The organism is Bosea sp. ANAM02, assembly GCF_011764485.1.
Taxonomy (GTDB): domain Bacteria; phylum Pseudomonadota; class Alphaproteobacteria; order Rhizobiales; family Beijerinckiaceae; genus Allobosea.
The window spans coordinates 1,544,994-1,570,648 of the sequence record NZ_AP022848.1; the positions used below are offsets into that span (position 1 = coordinate 1,544,994).

A 25,655-nucleotide genomic window follows, 5' to 3' on the forward strand; every position below is an offset into this window, starting at 1 on the left:
ATCAGCCGCAGCCGATAACAGGGGGGCTAACCTTCAAAGCGATAACCGCCCCTCACGGGGCCAACATTGCAGGCGATCTCACACGCAAGATTGAGGCCAGCGCCCCGGAACTGCTGTTCCTGCAGGGCGTTGCTGCCATCGCGACGAAAACACCACATGCCTGCAAGGCATTAATCCCACTCTACACCTTGGGCGCGACGGTGCCGTGACATGCCGGGAGCACGATATGACGGGTTTTGATATTCGGCCCGGCCGGGCTTCCGAGCTCGGCGCCGTGTTCGATGGCGAGGGAACAAATTTCGCCTTGTTCTCAGCCCATGCCGAGCGGGTCGAACTCTGTCTGTTCGACGAGAGCGGACGGACCGAAGCCGCGCGCATCACCTTGCCGGAATACACCAACGAGGTCTTCCATGCCTACCTGCCGGGTGTGGGGCCGGGCCAGCGCTACGGCTACCGCGTGCATGGCCGCTTCGCTCCGGAGGAGGGGCACCGCTTCAACGCCAATAAGCTCCTGCTCGACCCCTATGCGCGGGAGTTTTCGGGAGCGCTCGACTGGAACGATGCGCATTACGGATACGATATCGGCGCCGGGACCGACCGCGATCTCAGCTTCAGCGAACGCGACAGCGCGCCCTATACGCTGAAATGCGTGGTGGTGGATTGGAAGGCCGATCCGCAGCGGCCGCTCCCGCCCGATATCGGCTGGGACCGGACGATCTTCTACGAGACGCATGTGCGCGGCTTCACCAAGCTGCATCCGGGGGTGCCGGAGGACCGGCGCGGCACGTTCGACGGCCTCGCCGAGCCCGCGGTGATCGACTACATCAAGAGCCTCGGCGTCACCTCGGTCGAGCTTTTGCCGGTGCATGCCTATCTCGACGACCACCACCTCGTCGCCAAGGACCTGTCCAACTATTGGGGCTACAACTCGATCGGCTTCTTCGCGCCGATGCAGCGCTATCTCGGGCGGGCCGGCCTCTCCTCGTTCCGGGATATGGTCCGCCGCTTCCACGATGCCGGGCTCGAGGTGATCCTGGATGTCGTCTATAATCACACCGCCGAAGGCAATGAACTCGGCCCGACGCTGTCCTTCAAGGGCATCGACAACTTCTCCTACTACCGGACGATGCCCGGAGAGCCGCGCTACTACATCAACGACACCGGCACGGGGAACACGGTCAACACCTCCCATCCGCGCGTGTTGCAGATGGTGATGGATTCGCTGCGCTACTGGGTCGAGGTCATGGAGGTTGACGGCTTCCGCTTCGACCTTGGCACCATTCTCGGCCGCGAGCCGCACGGCTTCGATCAGCGCGGCGGCTTTTTCGACGCGATGGGGCAGGACCCGGTCCTGCGCAATGTCAAACTCGTGGGCGAGCCCTGGGACATCGGGCCCGGCGGCTATCAGGTCGGCGGCTTTCCACCGGGCTGGGCCGAGTGGAACGACAAATATCGCGACACCATCCGAGGCTATTGGAAAGGCGAGGAAGGGATCATCCGCGATCTCGCCGCCCGCGTCACCGGCTCCGGCGACGTCTACGACCAGCGCGGCCGGCGGCCATGGGCCAGCACGAACTTCATCACCGCCCATGACGGCTTCACCCTGGCGGACCTCGTCTCCTATAACGACAAGCACAACGAGGCGAACGGCGAGGACAACCAGGACGGCCACGGCCATAACCTGTCCTTCAACCACGGTGTCGAGGGACCGACCGAAGACGAAGGCATCATCGCGGTTCGCGAGCGCCAGAAGCGCAACCTGCTGGCGACGCTGCTCTTGTCCCATGGCACGCCGATGCTGCTCTCCGGCGACGAACACGGCCATTCCAATCGCGGCAACAACAACGTCTATGCCCAGGACAACGAGACCGCCTGGATGCGCTGGGATGAAATCACCCGGCGTGATCAGCACCTCGCTGATTTCGTCCGGCGCGTCATCGCCTTGCGAACCGAGCATCCGATCTTCAGGCGGGCCTCCTTCCGCGACGGCTGCCTGCTGCGCTGGGTGAATCCGGCGGGAGGCGATCAGCAGGAAGAGCACTGGGACGATCCCGGCGTGCTCGCGATCGGCCTGCTGATGCACATACCGGATGTCGAGGCCGGCGGCGACGAGGCGCTGATCCTGTTCAACGCCTTCGACGGTGAGGTCGTGTTCAAGATCCCGTCGCGGGTGAAGTCCGGTTCGTGGTCGGTCGTGCTGGATACGGAGACCGGCCTGAATTCGGACGAAGGCCGCAAAGGCCTCAAGGCAGATCAGGAAATCTCGCTTTCGCCGCGGTCCCTGATCGTGCTGATGTGATCAGCCCCTCTGCCAGAGCGCGACGCTGCGGGCGGAGAGCAGACCCTTCGGCCCATCGTCCGACGCAAAAAGCCGCGTCCATCGACCGGCCGGAAGCGTCATGTCCGCCGCTTCCCCGCTACGGTTGACCGCGATCAGCAGGCTTTCGTCGCTGCCGTTCAGAACAAGGCAGAAGGCATCGAGTCCGGGCCATTCATGATCCGCGATCGCTGAGCCGTCTGGTTTCAACCAGGTCGCGTCGGGCGGATTTCCGTGTCCGGTCAGGAAGGTCCCGGCCGACAGTAATGGGTGGCGGCGACGCAGAGCGGCAAGCGCGGCCGTGTAATCGACCAGCCCGCGATCCGCCCGCTCCCAGTCCAGCCATGATGTCGGATTGTCCTGCGCATAGGCATTGTTGTTGCCGTTTTGGGTTCGCCCGAACTCGTCACCCGCCGTCAGCATCGGCACGCCGCGTGCCAGGAAGAGCGTGGCCAACAGAGCGCGGATGTCGCGATGGCGGGCTTGCTCGATGGCAGGATCCCGCGTCGGACCTTCGCTCCCGCAGTTCCAGCTATGATTGTCGTTGTCGCCGTCGCGGTTCTGCTCGCCATTGGTCTCGTTATGCTTGCGCTCGTGGGAAACGAGATCGCGCAGGGTGAAGCCATCATGGGCCGCGACGAAATTGATGCTGGAGCGCGGGCGGCGATGGGCGCCGGCAAACAGGTCTGACGAGCCGGCAAGCCTTGTCGCGAACGCCCCGGCCACACCGGCATCGCCGCGCCAGAAGCGGCGGACATCGTCGCGAAAGCGTCCGTTCCATTCGGCGAAAGGAGCGGGAAATGCTCCTGCCCGATAACCGCCGGGGCCGATATCCCAGGGTTCGGCGATCAGTATCGCGCGCGAAAGCTCGGGATCCTGCAGAATGGAACCGAAGAGCGGTGCATCGGGCGTAAAGCCCTGATCGGTGCGCCCCATCACCGTAGCGAGATCGAAACGAAAGCCGGCGACGCCGAGCCGCAGCCAGTAGCGCAAGGCATCCATCGCCAGGCGGACAACCGGGGCGCGATCGAGTGCCAGCGTATGGCCGCATCCGGTATCGTTGACGAGGCGTCCGGGATCGTCGGCGGCATGGCGATAATAGACTGCATTGTCGAGGCCGCGGAGGCTGATCGTGGCACCGGATTCGTCGCTCTCGGCGGTGTGGTTCAGGACGACGTCGAGGGTCACGCCGATGCCTGCCTCGGCATAGGCAGTGCAGAGTGCCGCAAGCTCCGCGGGGCCGGTGGGAGCGAGCCGCGGATCGAGGGCGAAGAAGTTGACGGGGTTGTAGCCCCAGGCATTGGCCAGCCCCAGCGGCGGCAGGTGGCGCTCGTCCATCCAGGCCGCAACCGGCATCAACTCGACATGGCTGACACCTAGGTCCCGAAGGTGGGCGATGATGGAGGGCTCGCGCAGGGCGGCGAGCGTTCCGCGTAGCGCTTTCGGCACGGCCGGGTGGCGCATGCTGAACGACCGAACGCCGAGTTCGTAGATGAGGCTGGGAGGACCGGGGCGCGCCTGCGTCTCGCCCAGGGCTGGCAGAGCGGCAGGATGAGGCTGCACGATGCAGCGCGGCACCAGCGCCGATGTCTGCGCGCCATGGCGGGCCAGTTCCGGATCCCAGCGGAACGGCCGGTCGATCATTGTGGCATAGGGATCGACGAGCAGCTTCGCGGGGTCGAATCGATGGCCAAGCTCGGGCTGCCACGGCCCTTCGACGCGCAGCCCGTAGCGAAGGCCTGTCCCGACGCCTTGCAAGAGCCCGTAATGGATATCGCCGTCCCGGCCGGGCAGCGGCAAAGAGGCAACTTCCGTTTCGCCGTCCGCGTCGAAGACCGAAACCAGGACGCGGGTGCCATGACGCGAGAAGACGGCGAAGCTGACACCATCCTCGACAATGGACGCTCCCATGCGGGATGGGCGCGCGCAGGACAGGATCCGTAGCGGCGAAGCCAATGCGTCAGCTTTCCGCCTGCGCCACGGCCGGCAGGTTCCAGATGCGCTGCGCATATTCGCCGATGGCGCGGTCGGCGCTGAACCAGGCACAATGCGCCGTATTGTTCACCGACATGCGCCACCATCGCGACTGGTCCGCCCAAAGGCTGTCGATCCGCCGCTGGGTTAGGCGATAGCTCTCGAAATCGTTGAGCACCATGAACCAGTCATTGGCGAGAAGCCCGTCGACCAGGCCGACATAGCGATCGCGATCACGCGAGGAATAGGCTCCGCCAGCCACCGCATCGAGAACACCTTCCAGATGGGCCGAGCCATGGATGATGTCGGCGATGGGTCGCGGATCACGCCTCGCAGCCTCGACCTCTTCAGCGGTCATGCCGAAGATCGCGATATTATCAGCGCCGACGCGTTCGCCGATCTCGATGTTGGCGCCGTCGAGCGTTCCGATCGTGATCGCACCGTTCAGGGCAAATTTCATATTTCCGGTGCCGGACGCCTCCATGCCGGCCGTCGAAATCTGCTCGGAAAGATCGGCCGCAGGAATGATGGATTCGGCGAGGCTGACATTGTAGTTCGGAAGGAAGACCACTTTGAGCCTGTCCCGGGTGGTGATGTCGTTGTTCACGACGACTGCGACGTCGTTGATGAGGTTGATGATCGATTTGGCGGTCGCGTAGTTCGACGCAGCCTTGCCCGCGAAGATTTTCACGCGCGGCGCCCAGTCGCGATAGGGCTCGGATCGGATGGCGTCGTAGAGCGCGATCGTCTCGAGGATGTTCAGCAACTGGCGTTTGTATTCGTGGATGCGCTTGATCTGCACATCGAAAAGAGCGGCGGGATCGACGACCACGCCGCAATCCTGGCGGATGATCCTCGCGAGCCTGAGCTTGTTCTCGCGCCGGATCGCGGCGAGCCGGTCATGGACGGCAGGATCGTCGGCATATTTTCCGAATTGGCGTATAAGGTCGATATCGTTGGCGACCTTCTCGCCGCAGGTCTCCTTGAGCAGGCTCGTCAGGCCCGGATTGGCGCTCAAAAGCCAGCGTCGAGGCGTAATGCCGTTGGTGACGTTCGTGATCCTGTCCGGGAAAACCCGGTGCAGCGGCGCGAAAACGGTCTCCTTCATCAGATTGGAGTGCAGGGCCGAGACGCCGTTGACCTTGTGCGATCCGATGAAGGCGAGATGGGCCATGCGCACCCGCCTGCCGTGATGCTCGTCGATCAATGACAGCGCCGAGAGATCGGCATCCGGCGCATCCCGTCGTACTCTATCGAGGAAGCGCGCATTGATGCCGAAGATGATCTGCATATGGCGCGGCAAAAGCCGTTCCATCAGCGCAACGGGCCAGGTCTCCAGGGCTTCCGGCAGAAGCGTGTGATTGGTGTAGGAGATCGTCGCGGTCGTGATCTCCCAGGCCCGCTCCCACTCGAGGTCATGCGCATCGATCAGCAGCCGCATCAATTCCGCGACCGCGAGCGATGGGTGTGTATCGTTCAGTTGCACCGAGGCCTTGTCGGACAGGTTATCGAGCGTGCCGAACTGGCGGTAATGTCGCCGCACCAGATCCTGCAGCGACGCTGAGGTGAAGAAGAATTCTTGGCGCAAGCGCAGTTCTTGCCCGACCGGCGTCGAGTCGTTGGGATATAGCACCTTCGAGATCGCTTCCGCGCGATTGCGTTCGGCGACGGCGCCGACCAGGTCCCCTTGATTGAAGGCGTCGAGCGACAGCGGATGCATCGCTCTGGCGCGCCATAGCCGCAAAGTGTTCGCGTCGCGACCCCGCCAGCCGACGACGGGCGTATCGTACGCGACGGCAAAGATCGTCTCCTCCGGCCTCCAGAACACCCGACCATGCTCGTCGGTCGTGCTGACCGTCCCGCCAAACCCGATCTTATAGGCGCTCTCCCGCCGTTCGAACTCCCACGGGTTGCGGAAGGAAAGCCAGTCCTCCGGCACCTCGAGCTGACGCCCGCCATCGATCCGCTGCTTGAACAATCCATGATCGTAGCGGATGCCGTATCCGAGCGCTGGGACGCCCGTCGATGCCATGGCTTCCATGTAGCATGCGGCGAGCCGGCCCAAGCCGCCATTGCCAAGCGCTGCGTCCGGCTCCAGGCTCTCGATCTCGGCGAGGTCGACGCCGAGTTCGCGCAATGCCTGGGCCATAGGGCCGGTCAGCCCGAGATTATTGAGCGTGTCGGCAAGCGAGCGGCCGATCAGGAACTCCAGGGACAGGTAATAGACGCGCTTCATGCCGGTCGCGTAGCTCTCCCGGGTCGATTTCTGCCAGACGTCGATAGCGTGGTCGCGCGCGGCGAGAATAGCCGCCGTCAGCCAATCATGCGCTTGCGCTACGGCCGGGTCCTTGCCAAGCGAATAGGAGAGCTTGCGTATCACCTCCGCCTTGATGCGCTCGACCTGCTCGTCGGGCTCATAAGGAATCGAGGCGTCAGGAAAGGCGGTTGGCAAAATCATGGCCCCGATTTGGAAATGGCGTCGGTACGTTCGCAGAATGCCATGGTCTCATGAAGACTCAATCTGTCAGCAAATCCTAAGCAGGTGAGCGGTCCGATATCGAATCTGCGATCTGGGTCGAGTCAGCGCATTTCTGCAGGCCTAGCCTGCCGTTTGGAAAAATGTGGGCATCTGGCTTCTGCCAATCCTCGGCCCGTCCGACCATCGCCTAGGCAATCATTCAGCGATTGAAGCGTTCTCAAGCACAGATTGGCGCGTCGTACGTCACGGCGCACCACCTGTGCGACATGCTGAACGAGACCTCGCTTGCCCAGTTGCTCGTTTGGAGCAGCGAGCCCGGCCTCCTACCCCGCGTCCCGGCTGGTCCAGACCGCGACAAGAGCTGGAATCTGGTGAGCGCAGCCTCGTTGTGGGAGCTGGCCGCCAGCCGCGACGCCGATCTCCGCTCCAGTGCCCTGACTGAGCTCAGACGGCGCGAGGCAGATCTCCTCGAACCCGCAGCCCCGGCGCAGGCGAGGCTGCTCTAAGTCGCGGCAACTCGGAGCCCCCTCGGACCACACGCCGAGGCGCAATCGATTAACGGAAAAGGACGGCCGGCGTGACCAACCCGGCGGCGAGCACGATGACGACAAGCGTTCTCAGCCAGACGGCGCGGGTACGGGGTGAGAAAATCCAAGAACTCTGCATGCTTTTACGACGCCACTGGCCGATTTTAGCGGAACGCCACATTCAGCCGTGAAGAGGGGCTGCGGGTCAATATCGGCGTGCGCCCACATAGGGGGACCCTGCCGGTCGTTGCTCTCGCACCGCAGTCGGATGAAAGCTCCCGGAGGCTGGCTTCCGCTCGGACAACCTCGAGGGCATGCTCTGCGCGCCTTCCCCTCAGAGGATCCCGCCCCAACACCCTGTTTTCGGAATGGAGCGACCTTCTTGGCAGTACTCTCATCCCCGTTCACTCCCCACTTCCCATAATCGGCCGCTGACCGACCGAACCATCGACGCGCGAGCGGGTTGCGTTCACACGGAGGACTAAGCGGATGAAGGCCGACGACTTTTCGGGGATGCTGCCCGCTTTCCAACTACGGGATTTCTTCACCGGTCGGATGGCCCGCTGGGCGATGCTCGAAGGCCCGTTGGGTGGTTTGAAACGACGAGTGCCACTGACGGCAGCCGGTCGGGAGCTGCCCGACGGGGCATTCGCGTTCTCGGAAACGTGGACGTTCGACGAGGGCCAGGTCGATGAGCTGCGGTGGCTGATAAAGCTGGTTGGCGGCGGCAAATTCGAAGGCTCGGACCCATCTTTGGACGGCCCGGCAAAGGGGTGCGCGTCCGGCTGCGCTTTCAACTGTGTCTACATCCGCAACGTTCCCGGCAGAGAAGGCGAAACCACGAAGCTGAACTTCGACGACTGGCTGCGATGATTGTATTCAAGCAGCGCTTTTCCGAAGAGGGGTGAATGGCGGACCTTACCGAAAACGATGCCGCGCTCGTTGCGCGCCTCCTCGAAATCATCGCGAGCGAAGGATTGGTGAACCGCGACAAGCTGGACCTTAGCGCAGAGGTAGAGGAGATCGGGCTTGAACTGGATGATCTGACCCTCATCGGGAACGCGATCGAACGCGAGTTCGACTGCGACATGCTACCGGACGAGGAGATGCAGGCCTGCACGACGGTTCGGCAACTCGTAGCACTGATTGGCCGTAGGCTGCAGGTGCGAGCCGCGGATCAATCGAAAACGGGGCCATGACGAAGTCTCGGCAGTTTAAACCGGCTTTCGCCCATCTTCTGGACCAAGCTCCGCGTTACACAATCTGCTGACCGGCGGCGCTTAGGCGAGCTGCGAGCGCATTCTTCCAGCGCTATTCGGCGTCTGCGTTCCTGCCATGGCGCCCGTCCAACACTCGCGTAAGCGGAGTGACCGTTATTCCGTGCATCACCACCGACATGAAAATCGTCAGTCCGACGATCGACCACCGGCGAGCGCCGCTGTCGACCTCGCCCATGTGGTTGAGGCCTTAGGCGAGATTGTCCACGGAGCCGACACGTCGGATACCGAAGAAGGCGATGGTCGCTTTCTCCCCCCTGCTCGCTTTGTGGCCCCAGAGCCCGATCAATCCAGCGACCGGGCGGGCCACGATGAGAATCACAAGCAACGTCGTGACTTTCAGCCATTCGAGAGGGGCCAGCAACTCGCTCACCAACGCCCCTACCTGGAGCAGAAAAAGCGCCATCATGACTAAACGCTCAACCTGTTCGGTGAGCTCGTGCATATCCAGCCGGAGAGCGCTGGGAATACTAGGGCACCGTCGACGCACCCGTTCCCGGTTACGCGGCCAGCTTGGCGGCGGCCATTTCGATTTCTGCGACGAGGCCGGAAGCGCGCCAGTCGAATTCCATGCGGGCGCCGAGCTGCGATTTGGCCGCGCGGTCGACGAGCAGGCTGCCGAACCCCTGCCGTTGGGGATTGCTTACGATCGTAGGCCCCCCTTGCTCCTCCCATCGCAGTAGAACGCGTTCGCCGGCAGCCCGGACGGTTACCCGCACCTTGCCGGCATTGGTAGAAAGAGCTCCGTGCTTGACGGCGTTCGTGGCGAGTTCGTGGAACACGAGGGCAATGGCGGTCGACGACGACTGGCCCACTTCAACTTTGTCGCCATGAACTTCGATACGGCTCTTCCCGCCGCCGTTGTACGGCGCGACCAGACGGCCGATCAGTTCAGAGAGAATGTCAGGTGCATGGTCGCCCACTTTTTTGAGGACGATGCTATGGGCACGGCTGAGGGCCGAAATCCTTCCGACAATCTCCTGGGCGAAGTCAGCCGCTGCTGGCTCCTCCCGCGCAGCCATCGATATCAGGCTGCCGATCACGGTGAAGATGTTGCCGATGCGATGCTGGAGTTCGCGGGCAATCAACTCGCGCTGCTCCTCCGCAGTGCGGCGGGCCGTGATGTCGATATGGGCTCCAATGAGCTTCATTGGCTTGCCGGCATCGTCACGCTGGATTTCGGCCTTGGCGAGAATCCATCGCAACTCCCCGTCCGCGGGCCGAATAATCCTGTATTCGGCCTCGTACTCGCTATCGGAACCGAAAACGCTGCGATGGAAGTGGCTGACGACACGCTCGCGGTCTTCCGGATGAATCCGCGCGACCCACGCCTCGTGCGTTTCGTCGGCCGCCTCGGGCGGCAGGCCGTGAACCGCGAGATACTCCGGCGAGCGCTTATTGCGAAACGCACCTTCTCGGAGGTCGACCTCGAGGCCACCGATCTGGCCGATACGCTGGACGCGCGCAAGCTCGGCCTCTCGCGAGCGCAATTGTCTGAGGGCCTCGTCTAGCGGCAATTTGCGCCCCTGCTCAAACTGATATTCACCTCGGTAACCGTCGCTGTTGCCGTTCGCTACCGTTTTCTTGCGATCGGCGACCGATAACCGGCTTGCAGATCCTACACTCGATCTTTCGCGGAGACCTTCCAGGCGCCGGCTGTGATTTGGCGCCCGGAGCTTGCCGTAGACGAAAACTCTACTGCGGCGCATCGCCTCGGCAGATGCAGCGAGCGCATGCGGTGAACCTCGTTCGCTCGCGGAGGAACCAAAGAAGTGCGGCTGAGTTCTTCGCCGTTTGGACAGGGCTTTCTGCAAAATGGCGCAAGCGTTGGTCGTGTGTCGGGTGGGCACGCAGTGGGCATTCCGTGATGTGACCGGAGCGTTCTACGGGCATTCTTCTGAACTGCATTCCACCATGGAATTGGCGCAGCACATGGCTGCGCGGGCTGGTAGCCATGTCGTCCTCAGCGCAGAGGCAGACGAGGCGCTTCGCTCCTCGACATGTTCCAAGGGGTTTGACTCCGGACGGGCCGCCGAGAAAAAACCTCGTCCTCGTTTCGGATTGCTATGGGCGCGCCTTGGACAAGTGCGGCGGAGAAAGTGAAACCGACAGTCGACGGGTTCACGGTCGCTCTGCCTTGGTACGAGCCCGAGGACTTGGAGCAGCTCTGGTTGTTGCAGACCCCAAAAGCCCGGACATTTCTCACGATGCTGCATGGGCCGCGATGAACTCGCGGGGTGAACGATATCCGAGCGCCCGATGAGGGTGAAGCTCGTTGTAATGGGCGAACCATTCCGGCAGGGCGAGCATGACGGTTTTGGCATCTGGGACGGGATTCACCGCGACGTAATCGCGCTTGAAGGTGCGCACGGAGGCTTCGGCCATGCCGTTGCTCTGCGGGCTCTGGACCGGGGTGGTCAGCGGCTCCAGGCCGATCTCGCGGGCAAAGCGGCGGGTCGGTCCCGCGATGAAGCAGGAGCCGTTATCGGTCAGCCATTCGATGGTCTGCGGCAGGCGGTTGACCCTGCCGAAGCGGTGCTCGACGGCAGTGACCATCAGGTCGCAGACATCCTCCCCCTTGATGCCTTCGGTGGTGGCGACATGGCCCATGGCTTCCCGGTCGCAACAATCGAGCGCGAAGGCGACACGGACCTTCTCGCCGTTGTCGCAGCCGATCTCGAAGCCATCGGAGCACCAGCGCAGGTTGGACTGATCGACGCTGATGCGGCCGTCGTGACGGCGCTCGACCCCGCCAGCATGACGGTCGAGCACAAGACCATGGACCTTCATCACCCGATAGACCCGTTTGCGATTGGCGGGCGAACGGCCCTCGGCCAGAGCCTTGCGGCGCAATCGGGCCCAGATGCGGGCATAGCCGTAGGTCGGCATGTCGTCGATGACCGCCTCGATCTCGGCGAGTAGCGCCTCTTCCGGCAGGGGCGGACGGCCTCTGCGCTGTGGCGAGCGCCCGGCCGTCCGCTGCGCCACCCGCACGGCGAGATGCGAACGGGCCACGCCCAGCGTGGCGGCGACGGCGCTCATGGCAAAATGCCCTTGGGCAGCGACAGTGACCGCAACCTCCGTTTTTTCATATCCTCCGCCAGTTCGAGAGCGTCCTTCAGGATTTCCACCTCAAGCGTCTTCTTGCCCAGGAGGCGCTGCAATTCACGTATCTGCTCCTGCTGCGTCCGGAAGGCCGACGCCGGTACAACCTCCTCCTCGGCCGCCGTCGCGGTCAGCGCACCTTGCTCGGCAAGCCGCCGCCGGGTGAAAAGCTGGTTCGGCGACACCCCGCACCGACGGGCGACAAGGCTGACCGTGACGCCCGCCTCGCGCGTCTGTGCCACCATCTCAAGCTTCTCTGCGACTGACCACCGGCGACGGGCCGGTCAGGATCTCGGCCTTCGGATAAGAACCAGTCATAGACACGACATTACTCCCAACCCTTATTTTAAGGGTGAGACCTGTCCGGGGAATTCGGGGCTGCTTCACTGGTATCTCGCGCATGAAAGGCGGAGATGCCGAAGGGTTACGACTTCTGGCACGCTGCTGCGACGAGGGTCATCAACGAATGGCTGGCTCGTGGAAGGGGGCTTGAGATCGTTAGGCTAAAGCCGGACGAGTTCCTCTCGTGGCCCGACGCGCAGGGGCTGCCGAATACCGCCGCCTCACGCTTGAAGTACGTCGAGGAGCGAGCATCGGGAGCTCAAGGTACTTCCCCAAACGGCACGCCTGAGGGCCAGCCCAACCTGCCGCCGTCGGTGCATTAGCACCGGACTCGACACTGTTGTTCCCCGAACACGTCGACCTGTGTGTAAGGTCAGCCAGAGACCGTCGCGATATGATTGGGGACGCCACCCAGGCGCCGCTGCCAGCAGAAATGGCACCTCGGAACTAGTAGCCTCGCGATCCATTGATCCGCTCAAGGGAGGATCGAATGGCAGACGACAGGACCAACCGCGGCTACCGGGACCGCTCTCGCATCGATGTGAGTGAAGACTTTGAAGTCCGCTACTGGACCGACAGGCTCGGCGTTTCCAAATCGCAGCTTGAGGAAGCAGTCCGAGAGGTCGGCCCCACGGCGGAAGCCGTGGAAACCGAACTTCGCAGGAAGACCCTGGCGGCCGGTCCGTGAACGAGACTCTCACGATCCGCAGACTGGGTGACGACTGGCTCATTTGCGAACCCGGCTCGCGCACCCGCATTGTTTCGCCCGGCAGCGGCGTGGTGGAGCACATCGTGGCCGACTGGAACGCAGAGGAGACGAAGCCTGTGAATATCGATTCGATCGCGGCCTACGAAGCGGCGGCGGCCAAAATCCACCAGCTTGCTGATGCCAGAGAAGGGTCGCCGGAGGCGGCCGAGTTGGCTGCTTTGGTCGCGGCGGTGAAGAATTGGGAGGAGCGCGGGCAGGGCGCTGGGGCAACGCCAGCTCCCGGAAATTACAAAACGCCCGCGCGGCCGGGCCAGCCAGGCAATGAGCGTGAAGAGAGGCAAGGCCCCAATCCCCGCTCAGCCCACTCCAGCGGTCCCCATCCGCCATACGACGTCAACGATCAGGAGGGCGCGGCGGCGGAAAAGCATGCCGCGGGGGCATCCGATCACCAGGAGTCGGCGGCGCCCGCCAATCGCCCGAGCGGAAACATCAGGTCGACATAGCACGAGCGAACGGCCATCTCACATGACGACGGATCCAATTCGGACCTTCGAGGAACTTGCGCTGGCCTTGAAGCGCTTCGAGGAGCTGTTCGGAGCCGCCGAAGGGTCTCCCGCGGCTAGCGAGCTGCGGAGTGTGTCCGCGCGCCTCAGGAGCTTCGAAGACAGGGTCGCGGCCGCACTGGCAGCTCAAAAGATCCGATCGCGGTGCACACTCGATCGATTGTCAGCCTACTGTCAGAAGCCAGCGAACTCGCCGTAGCCGGAATGCCATCGCCAGACCCCCCGTACCCCTCCGGGCCAAACCATAGCTCTGACGAGGCGCGCGTCAGCGGACTAAGCGTAGATAGGCTTGAAAGCGCTGGGATATTGGCTGAGCGCCTCATCTCGCTCTGCCTTGCGAGAAAGGAGCGCGTTGTGGTGGCGGAATCGTGCACCGCCGGCTTGCTCGGCCAGACGCTCTCATGCTGTTTCGGCGCTGCGACTGCCTTCGAGGGCGGTTTCCTGACTTATACCAAGGAAGCCAAGTCGCAGATGCTGGGTGTACCGAGGGATTTGCTTAGGGGCTGCACCGCGGTTCACCGCCGCGTCGCAGTCTCGATGGCCGAGGGGGCGCTCGCACGGAGTCCCGGCACGGTCTCTCTGTCGGTTACCGGGGTTACCGGCGACGCTCCAGACGAGGACGGCAACCCAATCGGTCGCGTGATTGTAGGTTGCGCGACCGCAGCAGGGACGCAGACAATCCACTGCGAGTTCGGACGACTGACTCCGTCCGCGCTCAATCAGTTGGCGGTCGCTGCCGCGCTGGCATTCGCCCTGCGCCAACTCGGAGATGAGAGTGTCTCTCCAGCCTTCTAAACCTTCGCGCCGTCGCGGTTGCCCTCGAATTGGTCCGTGCCCTGCAGGGCCGACAGCCAGTGCTCCCGTCGTAGCACCCACAGCTCGTACTGCGGGGTAAGCGTGCTCGGAGCGTCGTCGAGCGAACCGATGCGGATCTCGATCTCGTTGCTGCCATCGCTGGACGAGAAGAGCGTCGACCCGCAACTTAAGCAAAACGTCCGGTGATCGGTCGAGCTTGTCCACTGACTGGTCTCGCCCGTCACTCGAACCGCGTCGCTTGGCCATACCGCGAAGGTCATAAAAGCCGACCCCGTCTCGCGCCGGCACGTCTGGCAGTGACAGAGGCCAGTCCTGGTCGGGTTCCCGGCCGCCCGGTAGCGCACCGCGCCGCAATTACAGCCGCCGCTCCTTACCAACGCCATCGGCGCTACTTCTTCACGACCGGGCGGCCCGGGTCGATCGGGCTCCAAGAGGCGGAGGGCTTCCGATCGCCGTCCTCCGTCGCGGGAGGAGTTTGTTGAGCGGGTTTGGGCTGCCCCGCCGCAGGCGTGCCCGAGCCGGGCCGAGGCCTGCTGTCCGTCGCTCGTCGAGGTTGGCCGACTGTGTCGTCCTTGGGGTTGGACATTGCGCTTCCTCCACGTGTTCTCCGCGAAGAATTGCGAACGCGTTGTTTGGTTCCGCGAAAAACAGGAGGGCTAGGACGGCTTCCTGCCTCGTGAACTCTTTCGGCGGCAAGATCGGAGCATCGCATGCCTCCGCCATTTCAAGACCGAACAGCGTTTCGCCCTCGGGATCGGGCGAAACGTCAGGCAGCTGCGGCAAGTCAAGAAATTGGACCCGCTCAGATGCCTGACATCTCGCCAAGGGCGTGAAGGAACAGCAGGCATCCCCGAGGTGTTGCGATCTCACCGTCACCCTCGGGATCGCAGCATGGAAATCCGCGTCGGCTACCGCATAGAGATCACCACGACGCAGCCTCTGTCGTGCATGACGCTGCTCGACCCGCACCTCAGCCGCAGGGGCGATGTGGTCGGCGCCCCGACGCCTCGAGTCACGTCGCTTGGCGACGGCACTGACGTTCCGGTCCGCGAATACATCGACGGGTTCGGGAACAGGTGCCGGCGGCTCATCGTGCCCACGGGCGGCGCACTCTTCACAAACGACATGATCGTCCGTGATGCTGGCGTCCTCGACCAGTGGGACAAGGACGCGCCGGAGGTCCCCTCGGACGACCTGCCGTCCGAGATACTCGAATTCTTGCTGTCGAGTCGGTACTGCGAGGTCGACGAGTTGTCGGCCACGGCATGGAGCCTGTTCGGCAACTTCGCCCCTGGCTGGAATCGCGTCCAGCAGATCTGCAACTACGTCAACGCGCAGATTGGGTTCGACTACCAGTTCGCCAGAAACACGCGGACCGCTGCGCAGGCGATGAATGAGCGTGTCGGCGTCTGCCGTGACTTCACACACCTCGCCATCGCGCTATGCCGGGCCATGAATATCCCCGCCCGCTACTGCAACGGATTCCTCGGCGATATCGGCGTTCCGCCGGACCCCGCGCCGATGGACTACAACGCTTGGTTCGAGGCCTATCTCGGCGGCCAGTGGTACGTTTTCGATGCGCGCCACAACGTCCCGCGGATCGGTCGCATACTGGTGGCACGAGGACGGGACGCTGCCGACATCCCCATGATCCACACTTTCGGGCCTCACATGCTCCAGCGCTTCGAGATCCTAACCGAGGAGGTCGTCGCCGCCGCGGTGTGATCCGGAACATCCCAAACAAGGTGGCGTTGGAGCCCACGACGCCGCATGGGCGGTAAGGTTATAGGAGATGCTCCGATGGGTAGCACGACCGACAAGATCAAGGGCATGGCCAACGAGGCCGCCGGTAACGTCAAGCAGGCCGCCGGCAAGGCGATGGACAAGCCCGGGCTGCATGCAGAAGGCGTGGCGCAGGAGCGTAAGGGCGAGGCCCAGCAGGCGCTCGGCAAGGGCAAGGAAGCCGTGAAGAACATCGTCGACAAAGCCTGAACGTCTGCGTTTTCGCAGGTGGGGCGGTCGCCGAAGGGCGCCCGCCCTTTTTTCTTTTGAAGCCTCGGCGAGAGCATCGCCGAGGCTTCGCAGCATCAGGCGGCCTTCGCCACGGCAGCGCTGTTGGCCGGACCGCCGAGCTGCGTCAGCGTCTTGTCGGTTTTCGTCTCCTCGGCGAGCGTGGCGTCCAGCAGCTTCACCGCGTCCTTGTGGCCAAGCTGCTGCGCCCACGCTTTGAGCGTGCCGTAGCGGGCCATCTCGTAGTGCTCGACAGCCTGCGCGGACGCCACCAGGCCAGCGTCGATCGCGGGGCTGTCGCCGTAATCCTCGATGACCGCCTTACCTTCCTCTATGATCCCGAGGATTGCGTCGCAGGTCTTGCCGCGCGGGGCCTTGCCAATCAGTTCGAAGACCTCCGCGAGGCGCTCGACATGGCCCTCGGTCTCATCGCGATGGGTTTCGAAAGCCTTCTTGAGCTCTGCGGACTGCGCCGCTTTCGCCATCTTGGGCAGGGTCTTCAGGATCTGCTTCTCGGCGTAATAGACGTCCTTGAGCATGTCGTGGAACAGGTCGTCGAGCGGCTTCGGGGTCGTGGCCATGGTCGTTCTCCGGTGATGAGTGGGTGGTGGAGGCCAAACGGGCGCCAGGCCCCCGTGTTCCTTCCCATTTGAAGGCAGGGGCTTGGAACTTTGGTGGTCAACTTGCCGTTTGGTTGTGCATCGCGGCAAACGCCGCCGCCTGCCTAATGGAGACCATCATGAAAAAGCTGCTTATCGCAACGTTGATCGCCTCCGCGACGTCCTTCGCCGCCCTGGCCCAGACGTCGACGACATCGCCCATGCCGGCGCCCAAGGCCGATGCCGACAAGAACGCCCCGCTGCCGGGTGCCAACAGCTTCACCGAGGGCCAGGCCAAGAGCCGCCTGGAGTCAAACGGCTATTCCAACGTCGGCGCCCTCAAGAAGGACGACAACGGCGTCTGGAAAGGAACGGCCACTCATTCCGGTGCGCAGGTCAATGTGTCCGTCGACTATCGCGGCAATATCACCCGCAACTGATCCATACCGCTCGCACCCCGAACTTTGGAGAACGACATGACCCGCACCCTGACCCGATCCTACGATAGCCACGCCACGGCCCGTTCGGTCGTCGAACAGCTGGAGGCAGCCGGCGTTTCGAGCAGCGACATCAGCATCGTCGGCCGAGATGGCGAGACCGGTGAGACCAATGCCGCAGAGGGCGCCGGCATCGGCGCGGGCGTCGGCGGCGCCGCTGGTCTGCTGACCGGTCTCGGACTTCTCGCGATTCCCGGCGTTGGTCCCGTCGTCGCGGCCGGTTGGCTGGCGTCCACGGCGGCGGGCGCCGTCGCCGGTGCCGCCGCCGGCGGACTGGTCGGATCCTTCGTGAAGGAAGGTCACGACGAGGACGAGGCCAACTATTACGCCGAGACGGTTCGCCGCGGCGGCTCCGTGGTTTCCGTCCGAACCAAGCCGGAGCACGAGGCCACCGTCCAGGCGATCCTCGACGGCGCCACGCCGATTGACCGCTCGACCCGCGAGGCCGACTACCGCGCTGGCGGCTGGTCGCGTTTCGATGAGAACGCCGATCCGTATGTGCGCGACGCCACGGCGGCCGGGCGCGTGCCCCCAGCGGTCATTTGATCGAGCCGCCGGCGTATCGATGGACGGCCCCGGTGATGCCGGGGCCTTTCCGTTGAAGGGCGTCGGTGACCATGGAGTTGATGCGGCTACTACCGAGGATCCGTTTTGATCCAGCACAAGAGGCGTGCAAATCCGCAACGAAGCCGATCTCTGGATAGCTTGTTTAACGCCAAGATAAGATCCGGACTGTTTTGGAGGCATGCTCGTCAGTAGGCGCGTACTCCTGGACAGCTGCGCGAGGAGCGCGTTTTCGGTGGCATCCAAGCGCGGAGGCAAGAGGAGGTAGGTGGGAATCTTTACCGTTGGCTGAGAGCGCAACCATGCCGCCAATCGTGCTGAAACAGGCGCCTGCTCCGAATCCTATGGAGCAACAAATCGATTCCGTTCTGGCGGAATTCGAGGGCGATGCCCGGGCTGCCATTGGGGCTCTGCTTCACAACCGTGATGACGGGAACCGACCGGGCCGGCGTTACTGCCGAAAATAGACGACCATCCTGAGATGCCGATACTCGTCCACGATCAGCATTTCGTGCAGGAAGCACGATGAGGTTCCGCCCAAATCCAGTATAGCGCCGATTCCACGGGCGTAGCCTTCCAGGCCCGGTTGCTCGAACCACCTGCGGAAATCTGGGGAGAGCCGCTTCAATTCACTCACCAGCGCCAGCATGGCCGGATCGTCTGGGTGGCCCGCCAGATCATAGCGAAACTGCGCGAGCAGCTTCGGCGCCTCGTGACGCCATTCGGGAAGGCGGTGGCGAAACTCCGGATCTGCGAAAACGAGGCGCATGATGTTGCGCTCAGTCCGCTCCCGGCCCGCGAAGCCGAACAAGTCGTCTGCAGCCTTGTTCCAGGCGACGACATCCCAGCGCAGGTTGACGACATAGGCCGGCCGCATGGTGAGGTCGTCCAGCAGATTCTGAATGAGCGGACCGACGGATGGCCATTGATAGGTTTCCGGCGGCGGCGGCCGCCTATGCGCAAGCAGGAAGAGATGCCCGCACTCGGCGTCGTCCAGCTTCAACGCTTTCGCCACCCTGAGCAGAAAGCTCTCGGAAACCTGAATATCGCGCCCCTGCTCGAACCATGTGTACCAGGTCAGCCCGACCCCTGCGAGCGCGGCAACCTCCTCGCGCCGGAGACCGGGCGTGCGGCGCTGACCGGCCGAGGGCAATCCTGCCTCGGCCGCTACCAACCTTTTCCGGCGCCGCATCAGGAAATCAGAGAGCTCGGTTCGGGTGCGCGCCAACGTGCGATCAGGCAAGGCTATTGCCTCAAGTAACAGGATAATTCCTCATATTGTAACAGGATAATTCCGCCTTGAAAGTCCATGTACGACGAGGAGTCAACATGGCTTTCCAGAGCGAACCCGACCTTTCCTTTTCCAAGAAACCGAACGAAGTGCCTTCTTCGCCCGCCCCGAAAGCAGGCGCACGCGAATGGATGGGGCTCGCGCTTTTGGCGCTGCCGACCATATTGCTCGGCCTCGATCTGACGCTTCTTCATCTGATGCTTCCCGCGCTGGCCGCCGATCTGCAGCCGACAAGCACGCAAGCCCTCTGGATCATGGACGCCTACGGCTTCCTGATTGCGGGCTTCCTGATCACGATGGGCACGCTTGGCGACCGGATCGGGCGCCGCAAGCTCCTGATGATCGGCGCCGCGGCCTTTGCCGTTGCCTCGACGCTCGCGGCCTTCTCCACGAGTGCTGTAATGTTGATCGCCGCCCGTGCGCTGCTCGGGATGGCCGGCGCAACCCTGATGCCATCGACCCTGGCGCTCATCACGAACATGTTCGTCGATCCGAAGCAGCGCGCTCTCGGCTTTGGCATATGGGCGACCACGTTCGCGCTCGGCATGGCGCTGGGGCCGGTCGTCGGAGGCGCGCTCCTGGAACGCTTCTGGTGGGGCGCGGCCTTTCTTATCGCCGTGCCTCTTGTCGTCCTCCTGGTACTGTTGGCTCCCGTCCTTCTGCCGGAATACCGCGCGGCGCACGCCGGCAGGCTTGACCTGGCAAGCGTCGGCCTTTCGCTCGCCGCCATGCTGCCCGTGGTCTATGGCATAAAGCAGATCGCCAAGGACGATTTCGGGTTTCAGCCGATCGGTGCGCTTGCGCTGGGGCTCGTTTTTGCCACGCTTTTCGTGCGCCGGCAGCGGCGGCTTGCCGACCCGTTGCTCGATGTTGCGCTGTTCGCCAATAGAGCCTTTAGCGTTGCACTCGTCGTGCTGCTGTTCGGGCTCGTCGCGGTCGGCGGGACGATGTTGCTGGTCACTCAGTATCTGCAGCTCGTCGCCGGTTTTTCCCCGCTCGTTGCGGGTCTCTGGATGGGGCCGCCGGCACTCGCGATGGTCGCTGCGGGCGTAACCGCGCCATTGATTTCTCGGCATATTCGGCCGGGATTCGTGGTGGCGGGCGCACTTGGCTTGTCGGTGACGGGCTATGTGATGCTGGCCTTGCTCGACAGCAGCGCCTCCGGCACCGCCGTCGTCGTCACCGGCTTCTCGCTGGCCTATTTCGGGCTTGGCACGATAGCCGCGCTGGGAACGGATCTCGTGGTCGGATCGGCCCCCGCAGACAAGGCAGGCTCAGCTTCGGCGATGTCCGAGACGGTCCAAGATCTCGGCATATCGCTGGGTATCGCCATACTTGGCAGCCTCTCGACTGCCGTCTACCGCCAGACGATGCACAGCCACATGCCGGAAGGTCTTGGCCCGAGGGTGCGCGAGGCTGTCAAAGAGAGCTTGTGGTCGGCGACGTCGGTCGCTTCGCAGCTACCTCCCGGGCTTCTGGAAACGGCGCGGGAGGCATTCATCGCGGGGTTCAGCAGCGCGGCGATGTTCAGTGCCGCGAGTGTCGCCATTCTCGCCGTCCTGGCCGGCGTTTCATTGCGGCGCATTGATGTCATAAAGGGCGGCAAGTAGGGCACCATATCCATCGTCCCCCGCCGGGCCAGTCGGGCGTCTGGTGGGAGGACCGGCGGTCGCTCCATACACCGATCAGTCGCTTCAAATGTCTGCGCTCTGACAACTGAATCATCTCCTTTTGGCCCTTGCCTGATACCGCAGCCTGTGAGTCCGGGCACGAGCTGCGGACATTTTGATCTCAAGCGAATTTGCAAATGAGATCTGTTGGCGCTCATGGCGCTCCGCTGCCTCTCGAAAAGCGGCATCTACGAAGAGCAGCAGGTCGTTGCGAACTGCAGGAATCAGCTCGACGTCCTCTCCGTCGTCAGTCTCGCCGCGAACAGCAAGGCGCCCGACCTCCCGTCGGAATGCCTCGTTCAATGAGTCGATATCAGCCGCTTCTGGCGATGCCTCCTTCTGGTGGACGAAGGCTGCAAGGATCAGCCTCCGCATGCCCGCCGTCATGGCTTTGGCGATGATGATGTCGTCCTTGGGCATGGGCATCTTTTCGACAGCAGGAAGGGCTGAGAAGCGGAACCAGCGTCGCCTCCCGCAAGTTCCTCGGCTGCGTTGATTCACAGTATCAGTTCAGGAAAGCAGCCATGGCACCGCGCGCGGTCTGGAAAGGTGTCCTCAAGATCGCCGAGGTGACCTGTCCGGTCTCGCTCTACACCGCGGCCTCGACCTCGGACCGGATTTCCTTCCACACCTTGAACCGTAAGACCGGAAACCGCGTTCATCGCCAGTTCGTCGACGAGGTCTCGGGAAAGCCGGTCGAGACCGAAGATCAGGTCAAGGGCTACGACAAGGGCGACGGTGACTACGTCATTCTTGAGCCGGATGAGATCGCAGCCGCCATCCCCGAGAGCGATAAGACGCTCACCGTCGAGACATTCCTACCCTGCGACGAAATCGACGACATATTCTTCGACAAGCCATATTACGTCGCGCCCAGCACGCCCTTGGCAGCCGAGGCGTTCGCGCTGATCCGCGAAGGCATGAAGGGTAAGCAGTCCGCAGCCCTTGCCCGAACAGTGATCTTCCGGCGGATGCGATCCATCCTCATCAGACCCCATGACAAGGGGCTGATCGCGACGACCCTCAATTTCGACTACGAAGTGCGATCCGCCGATGATGCCTTCAGCGATGTCCCAAAGCTGAAGATCGACGAGGAGATGCTCGAACTCGCCCAGCACATCATCAAGACGAAGGCCGGAAAGTTCGATCCCAAGGGCTTTGACGATCGCTACGAGACAGCTCTCGCCGAAGTCGTGCAGGCCAAGATCGAAGGCCGCAAGATCAAGCCGCAGAAGCGACCTGAGCCCACCAAGGTGGTCAGCCTCCTTGATGCACTGCGCGAGAGTGCGGGGGCAAGCAGCGGCAAGAAGGCTAGCAGGCCATCGGCGAAAGCGGCCGCATCCAAGAAGGCGGCCGCTCCGCGGAAAAAAGCAAGCTGACTATTTCCGGCGCGGCTCAAGGCTCTTCTTGAGCGCATCCATGATGCTCACGACGTTGCTCTCGCTGGCCTGAGGCTTCGACTGCTTGGCCGGCTTCTTGCCCTTCTGCTTCGCCTTGATAATGGAAAGCAGCTCGTCCTGAACCGGGTCCTGCGCGAGGACAGGTGACCAATCCTTGGTGCGGCTGGTGATCAGCTTGTCCATCAACGGCCGCAAGTCGGCCTCCGGCTCGGCCTTCTTGATGCCAGAGAAATAGTCATTCTCCGGCCGGACCTCGTCGCCATAGCGCAAGGTCCAGAGTACGATTCCGTTGTCGCGTGCATCGAGCAGCACAGCGCGTTCGCGGCGATAGAGCACCACCCGCGATATACCGACCGTCTTCGTGCGCTTCATCGCCTCGCGAATGACAGAGAAGGCTTCTTCACCGACCTTCCCGTCCGGCACCAGGTAATGCGGCGTGTCATACCAGATCCACCCGACGGATGACCGGGGGGCGAAGGTCTCGATGTCGATCGTCCGTGTGCTTTCCAGAGCGACGGCATTTAGCTCGTCGTCTTCCAGCATCACATAGTCGTCGTCGCCCTTCGGGTAGCCTTTGACCTCGTCATCCTCGGCGACGGGCTTCCCCGTAACCGCATCGACGAAGCGGCTCATGATCCGGTGGCCTGTCTTTCGATTGAGGGTATGAAATCGGACCTTCTCGCTCTCGGAACGGGCTGGCATCATCGCGACGGGACAGGTGACGAGCGACAGCTTGAGATATCCCTTCCAGAACGTCCGTGGCGCCATGTCCGCTCTCCCGATCCATTCGGCTCAACGCGGGGGTGACCGACATCGTTCCTCGGCACGGCGGCGCGAGATTCGTTAGGCGGCCCTGGCGCGCTTTCCCAGCTTCTTGATCGCATCGCGTATCGACCCCGAGGCGTCGTCGTATCCTTCCCACGCCGTGGTCTTTCTCAGCAGGGCCGGCACGGTCCTGACGGTGAAGCGCACCGGATCCAGACCGGCCTTCACCTGGGCCCAGGTCAGCGGCATCGAGGCATGGGCGCCCGGCCGCGCGCGCGGAGACAGGGGCGCCACTGCCGTCGCCATCCGATCGTTGCGCAGATAGTCGAGGAAGATGCGTCCCTTCCGCACGCGCTTCGCCATGTTGACGACGTACCGCGAGGGCTCGTCGGCAGCGAGCTCTGCGCAAAGCGCACGGGCGAATTCCTTTGCTGCCGGCCAATCGACGGACGCGCGCTTGCCTGTCGCCAAGGGGGTGACGACATGCAGGCCCTTGCCGCCAGTCGTCTTGCAGAAGCTGGTCAGGCCCAGCGCCTCCAATCGTTCCCGCATCTTCTTGGCGGCATCGATGACGTCGGCAAACTCGACGCCCGGCCCTGGATCGAGATCGAAGACGAGGCGGCCGGGCGTCTCCGGGTCACCCGGCGCACAGTTCCACGGATGCAACTCGATGCTGCCGATCTGGGCGGCGGCCGCCAAGGCCTCGACGCGGTCGATCTGCAGATAGGGCTTCTTATCCCCGAACACGCGGACAAGCTCGAAAAGGTTCGACGTTCCCATTCCCGCATGGCGCTGGAAGAACGTCTCGCCACCGACCCCGTCTGGCGCACGCACCAGGGAGCAAGGCCGCCCCTTGATATGGGGAACCATCCACGCACCGACGGCAGCGAAATACTCGGCGAGATCCTGCTTGGACACGGGCTTGCCGTCCTCGGCGTCCGGCCAGAGCGCTTTTTCGGGGTGACTGATGCCGACGCCCATCACATCGGCTCTGCCGCGGCGCGAGCGTGACGGGCGCGATGTCGGCGCTTCCGTGTTAGCGGGGTCGGCAGGCAGGTCGGTTTCGACCTCGTCGGCCGGCTTGTCCTCGCGCAGGCCCTTGAAAGCTGCCTGGCGCACCATGCCGTCGCCGGTCCAGCCAGCGAACTCGATTTCGGCGACGAGTTCCGGTTTGAGCCAGGTCACGCCTGTCTCTCGCTTCGGCGCACCAGCGCCGGTGAAAGGCGACGTTTTCGCAGCCGCCGCCTTCAGGCGCGGCATCAGGGCCTCGACCTTCGACGCGCTGTAACCGGTCCCAACGCGGCCGATGTAGATGAAGTGCGAGCCCCGGTTGACGCCCACCAGCAACGATCTGAACTTGCCCGCCGTCGTTGCCCAGCCGCCGATCACAACCTCATGCCCGGCGCGACACTTCGCCTTCGTCCAGCTGTCGCTGCGCCCCGACGTGTAAGGCGCGTCGACGGCCTTGGAGACGATGCCCTCCAGCGACAGCTTGCAGGCGGATTGCAATATCGCGTCGCCGCCCGTCTCGAAATGCTCGACATAGCGAAGAATGACGCCGTCGCCGTTGTCGTCGAGACAGGCCCTGAGCTGCTCCTTGCGGGTCAGCAACGTCTCTTCACGCAAGTCCCTGTCGGAGTCGAAAAGCATGTCGAAGGCGAAGAAAACGAGATCGTCGGTCCTTCCTTCCGAAATCGCTGCCTGAAGCGCGGCGAAATCGGGGGACCCGTTCTCATCGAGCGCGACGATCTCGCCGTCGATGATCAGATTCGGGAGGCTTGCAGCAGCCTTCTGGATCGCCGTGAACTTGGATGTCCAATCCAGCCCCTTCCGGGTCTTGAGGGTGACCTTGCCAGCCTCGACGCGGAGCTGGACCCGGTAGCCGTCGAACTTGATCTCATGCACCCAGCCGGACCCATTGGCGGGCCTGTCCACCGACCGGCAGAGTTGGGGCTCGATAAACGCGGGGATCTTGCCAGGCTTGGTCGTGCGAACTGGACGCTCTGTCGCGGGCGACTTGCGGCGCCGAGCGGCGAGGCCCTCGCTGCTGTACCACTCCGCATCAGGCGCCAGCACATCCTTGGCCAGCAGGAAGGGCTTGGGTGAGCGGCCCTCGCCTGCTGCGATAGCCGCCATCTTCCGCCCGGAGGCGACGGATGTATCGGTTTTCAGCACGGCCTCGCCATTCCCCTCGGTCGCGTGCGCGTCCCGATGCTTGATGAGGAGCCAATTCGTCCTTTCGCCGCCGTCCCGATCGCGACGCATCCGTACGAGAACGAAACTGCCCTTGAGCCTTTCGCCTTCGAGCGTGAACTTGAGATCGCCCTTTTCGAGTTGGCGCTCCGGGCTGAGTTTTCCCTCCGGCTCCCAATAGCCGCGATCCCAGAGCTGTACGGTCCCGCCGCCGTATTCACCTTTAGGGATCGTGCCCTCGAAGTCGCCGTAGGCCAGCGGATGGTCCTCCACCTCGACCGCGAGACGCTTGTCCTGCGGATCGAGCGAAGGCCCCTTGGTCACGGCCCATGACTTGAAGACGCCGTCGAGTTCAAGGCGCAAGTCGTAGTGAAGACGCGTGGCGTCGTGCTTCTGGACGACGAAGCGCAATCGGTTGGACGACGACACGGCCACGTCGTCGCTCGGCTCCTTCGTCTTCTTGAAGTCGCGTTTGGCGCGATAGGATTGGAGCTTGCCGGCCATCGATCGATCCCCCTGCGGCGCCTCGCCCTCGGCTCCATAGTGACTCGCGGTCC

General features: G+C 63.3%; 23 protein-coding genes. 12 read left to right on the top strand and 11 right to left on the bottom strand.

The window, feature by feature from the left end:
• Positions 1–226 precede the first annotated feature (226 nt).
• Complete coding sequence (gene glgX / locus OCUBac02_RS07425; RefSeq protein ID WP_173044571.1) at positions 227–2,299, top strand: glycogen debranching protein GlgX; 2,073 nt, start codon at positions 227–229, stop codon at positions 2,297–2,299.
• Here glgX (OCUBac02_RS07425) and glgX (OCUBac02_RS07430) read toward each other — a convergent pair whose 3' ends face one another.
• Positions 2,300–4,228, bottom strand: coding sequence for a glycogen debranching protein GlgX (gene glgX, locus OCUBac02_RS07430; protein WP_173044573.1), 1,929 nt, complete (start codon positions 4,226–4,228; stop codon positions 2,300–2,302).
• 49 nt (positions 4,229–4,277) lie between these two features.
• Complete coding sequence (locus OCUBac02_RS07435; protein ID WP_173044575.1) at positions 4,278–6,749, bottom strand: glycogen/starch/alpha-glucan phosphorylase; 2,472 nt, start codon at positions 6,747–6,749, stop codon at positions 4,278–4,280.
• 1,037 nt (positions 6,750–7,786) lie between these two features.
• Between OCUBac02_RS07435 and OCUBac02_RS07440 the strand changes: the two genes are divergently transcribed.
• Both OCUBac02_RS07440 and OCUBac02_RS07445 read left to right on the top strand, forming a co-directional pair.
• Positions 7,787–8,170 carry a DUF3833 family protein gene (locus tag OCUBac02_RS07440; protein ID WP_173044577.1) on the top strand — a complete coding sequence of 128 codons (384 nt, stop codon included), beginning with the start codon at positions 7,787–7,789 and terminating at the stop codon, positions 8,168–8,170.
• Positions 8,171–8,205: 35 nt separating this feature from the next.
• Positions 8,206–8,496: a phosphopantetheine-binding protein gene (locus tag OCUBac02_RS07445; protein WP_173044579.1), complete on the top strand. Its 291-nt coding sequence runs from the start codon at positions 8,206–8,208 to the stop codon at positions 8,494–8,496.
• 268 nt (positions 8,497–8,764) lie between these two features.
• On the opposite strand, the gene OCUBac02_RS07450 is transcribed toward OCUBac02_RS07445, so the two are convergent.
• From OCUBac02_RS07450 to OCUBac02_RS07460, 3 genes are all read right to left on the bottom strand, one after another.
• Entirely contained in the window at positions 8,765–9,019 is a 255-nt protein-coding gene (locus tag OCUBac02_RS07450; protein ID WP_173044581.1) for a hypothetical protein, read from the bottom strand.
• Positions 9,020–9,074: 55 nt separating this feature from the next.
• Positions 9,075–10,424 (bottom strand): sensor histidine kinase, encoded by a 1,350-nt coding sequence (locus OCUBac02_RS07455; RefSeq protein WP_173044583.1) that lies wholly within the window; start codon positions 10,422–10,424, stop codon positions 9,075–9,077.
• A gap of 352 nt (positions 10,425–10,776) precedes the next feature.
• A protein-coding gene (locus OCUBac02_RS07460; protein WP_465247763.1) for an IS3 family transposase occupies positions 10,777–11,924 on the bottom strand; the annotation gives its coding sequence in 2 pieces (ribosomal slippage) (positions 10,777–11,673 and positions 11,676–11,924; 1,146 coding nt in all).
• Positions 11,925–12,511: 587 nt separating this feature from the next.
• Here OCUBac02_RS07460 and OCUBac02_RS07465 point away from each other — a divergent pair.
• The 3 genes from OCUBac02_RS07465 (at position 12,512) to OCUBac02_RS27615 (ending at position 14,088) form a co-directional block, all read left to right on the top strand.
• Positions 12,512–12,709, top strand: coding sequence for a DUF3606 domain-containing protein (locus tag OCUBac02_RS07465; RefSeq protein ID WP_173044585.1), 198 nt, complete (start codon positions 12,512–12,514; stop codon positions 12,707–12,709).
• Positions 12,706–13,233: a hypothetical protein gene (locus OCUBac02_RS07470; RefSeq protein WP_173044587.1), complete on the top strand. Its 528-nt coding sequence runs from the start codon at positions 12,706–12,708 to the stop codon at positions 13,231–13,233. The genes OCUBac02_RS07465 and OCUBac02_RS07470 overlap by 4 nt, the downstream gene beginning before the upstream one ends.
• 264 nt (positions 13,234–13,497) lie before the next feature.
• A complete protein-coding gene (locus OCUBac02_RS27615; RefSeq protein WP_374679281.1) occupies positions 13,498–14,088 on the top strand; it encodes a CinA family protein in 591 nt (196 codons plus the stop codon).
• On the opposite strand, the gene OCUBac02_RS07480 is transcribed toward OCUBac02_RS27615, so the two are convergent.
• Positions 14,085–14,492, bottom strand: coding sequence for a GFA family protein (locus OCUBac02_RS07480; RefSeq protein ID WP_173044591.1), 408 nt, complete (start codon positions 14,490–14,492; stop codon positions 14,085–14,087). The genes OCUBac02_RS27615 and OCUBac02_RS07480 overlap by 4 nt on opposite strands.
• A gap of 508 nt (positions 14,493–15,000) precedes the next feature.
• Here OCUBac02_RS07480 and OCUBac02_RS07485 point away from each other — a divergent pair.
• Positions 15,001–15,834, top strand: coding sequence for a transglutaminase-like domain-containing protein (locus OCUBac02_RS07485; RefSeq protein ID WP_173044593.1), 834 nt, complete (start codon positions 15,001–15,003; stop codon positions 15,832–15,834).
• A gap of 75 nt (positions 15,835–15,909) precedes the next feature.
• Complete coding sequence (locus OCUBac02_RS07490) at positions 15,910–16,101, top strand: CsbD family protein (RefSeq protein WP_173044595.1); 192 nt, start codon at positions 15,910–15,912, stop codon at positions 16,099–16,101.
• A gap of 95 nt (positions 16,102–16,196) precedes the next feature.
• On the opposite strand, the gene OCUBac02_RS07495 is transcribed toward OCUBac02_RS07490, so the two are convergent.
• Positions 16,197–16,700, bottom strand: a complete 504-nt coding sequence (locus OCUBac02_RS07495; protein ID WP_173044597.1) for a YciE/YciF ferroxidase family protein — start codon at positions 16,698–16,700, stop codon at positions 16,197–16,199.
• Positions 16,701–16,846: 146 nt separating this feature from the next.
• Here OCUBac02_RS07495 and OCUBac02_RS07500 point away from each other — a divergent pair, with 146 nt between their 5' ends.
• Entirely contained in the window at positions 16,847–17,158 is a 312-nt protein-coding gene (locus OCUBac02_RS07500; RefSeq protein ID WP_244639125.1) for a PepSY domain-containing protein, read from the top strand.
• 36 nt (positions 17,159–17,194) lie between these two features.
• Positions 17,195–17,761, top strand: a complete 567-nt coding sequence (locus tag OCUBac02_RS07505) for a hypothetical protein (RefSeq protein WP_047577867.1) — start codon at positions 17,195–17,197, stop codon at positions 17,759–17,761.
• 469 nt (positions 17,762–18,230) lie between these two features.
• Here the strand turns inward: OCUBac02_RS07505 and OCUBac02_RS07510 are convergent, their stop codons facing one another.
• Positions 18,231–19,022 carry a helix-turn-helix transcriptional regulator gene (locus tag OCUBac02_RS07510; RefSeq protein ID WP_173044599.1) on the bottom strand — a complete coding sequence of 264 codons (792 nt, stop codon included), beginning with the start codon at positions 19,020–19,022 and terminating at the stop codon, positions 18,231–18,233.
• Positions 19,023–19,108: 86 nt separating this feature from the next.
• Here OCUBac02_RS07510 and OCUBac02_RS07515 point away from each other — a divergent pair, with 86 nt between their 5' ends.
• The gene (locus OCUBac02_RS07515; RefSeq protein ID WP_173044601.1) at positions 19,109–20,680 is read left to right on the top strand and encodes an MFS transporter; all 1,572 of its coding nucleotides are present in this window, start codon (positions 19,109–19,111) and stop codon (positions 20,678–20,680) included.
• 111 nt (positions 20,681–20,791) lie between these two features.
• Here OCUBac02_RS07515 and OCUBac02_RS07520 read toward each other — a convergent pair whose 3' ends face one another.
• Positions 20,792–21,160 carry a hypothetical protein gene (locus tag OCUBac02_RS07520; protein ID WP_173044603.1) on the bottom strand — a complete coding sequence of 123 codons (369 nt, stop codon included), beginning with the start codon at positions 21,158–21,160 and terminating at the stop codon, positions 20,792–20,794.
• A 104-nt stretch (positions 21,161–21,264) separates the two neighbouring features.
• Between OCUBac02_RS07520 and ku (OCUBac02_RS07525) the strand changes: the two genes are divergently transcribed.
• On the top strand, positions 21,265–22,119 hold the full coding sequence (gene ku / locus OCUBac02_RS07525; RefSeq protein WP_173044605.1) for a non-homologous end joining protein Ku: 855 nt from the start codon (positions 21,265–21,267) through the stop codon (positions 22,117–22,119).
• On the opposite strand, the gene ku (OCUBac02_RS07530) is transcribed toward ku (OCUBac02_RS07525), so the two are convergent.
• Both ku (OCUBac02_RS07530) and ligD read right to left on the bottom strand, forming a co-directional pair.
• Positions 22,120–22,908: a non-homologous end joining protein Ku gene (gene ku / locus OCUBac02_RS07530; protein WP_173044607.1), complete on the bottom strand. Its 789-nt coding sequence runs from the start codon at positions 22,906–22,908 to the stop codon at positions 22,120–22,122.
• Between the two features lie 75 nt (positions 22,909–22,983).
• The gene (ligD, locus tag OCUBac02_RS07535; protein WP_173044609.1) at positions 22,984–25,602 is read right to left on the bottom strand and encodes a DNA ligase D; all 2,619 of its coding nucleotides are present in this window, start codon (positions 25,600–25,602) and stop codon (positions 22,984–22,986) included.
• Positions 25,603–25,655 lie beyond the last annotated feature (53 nt).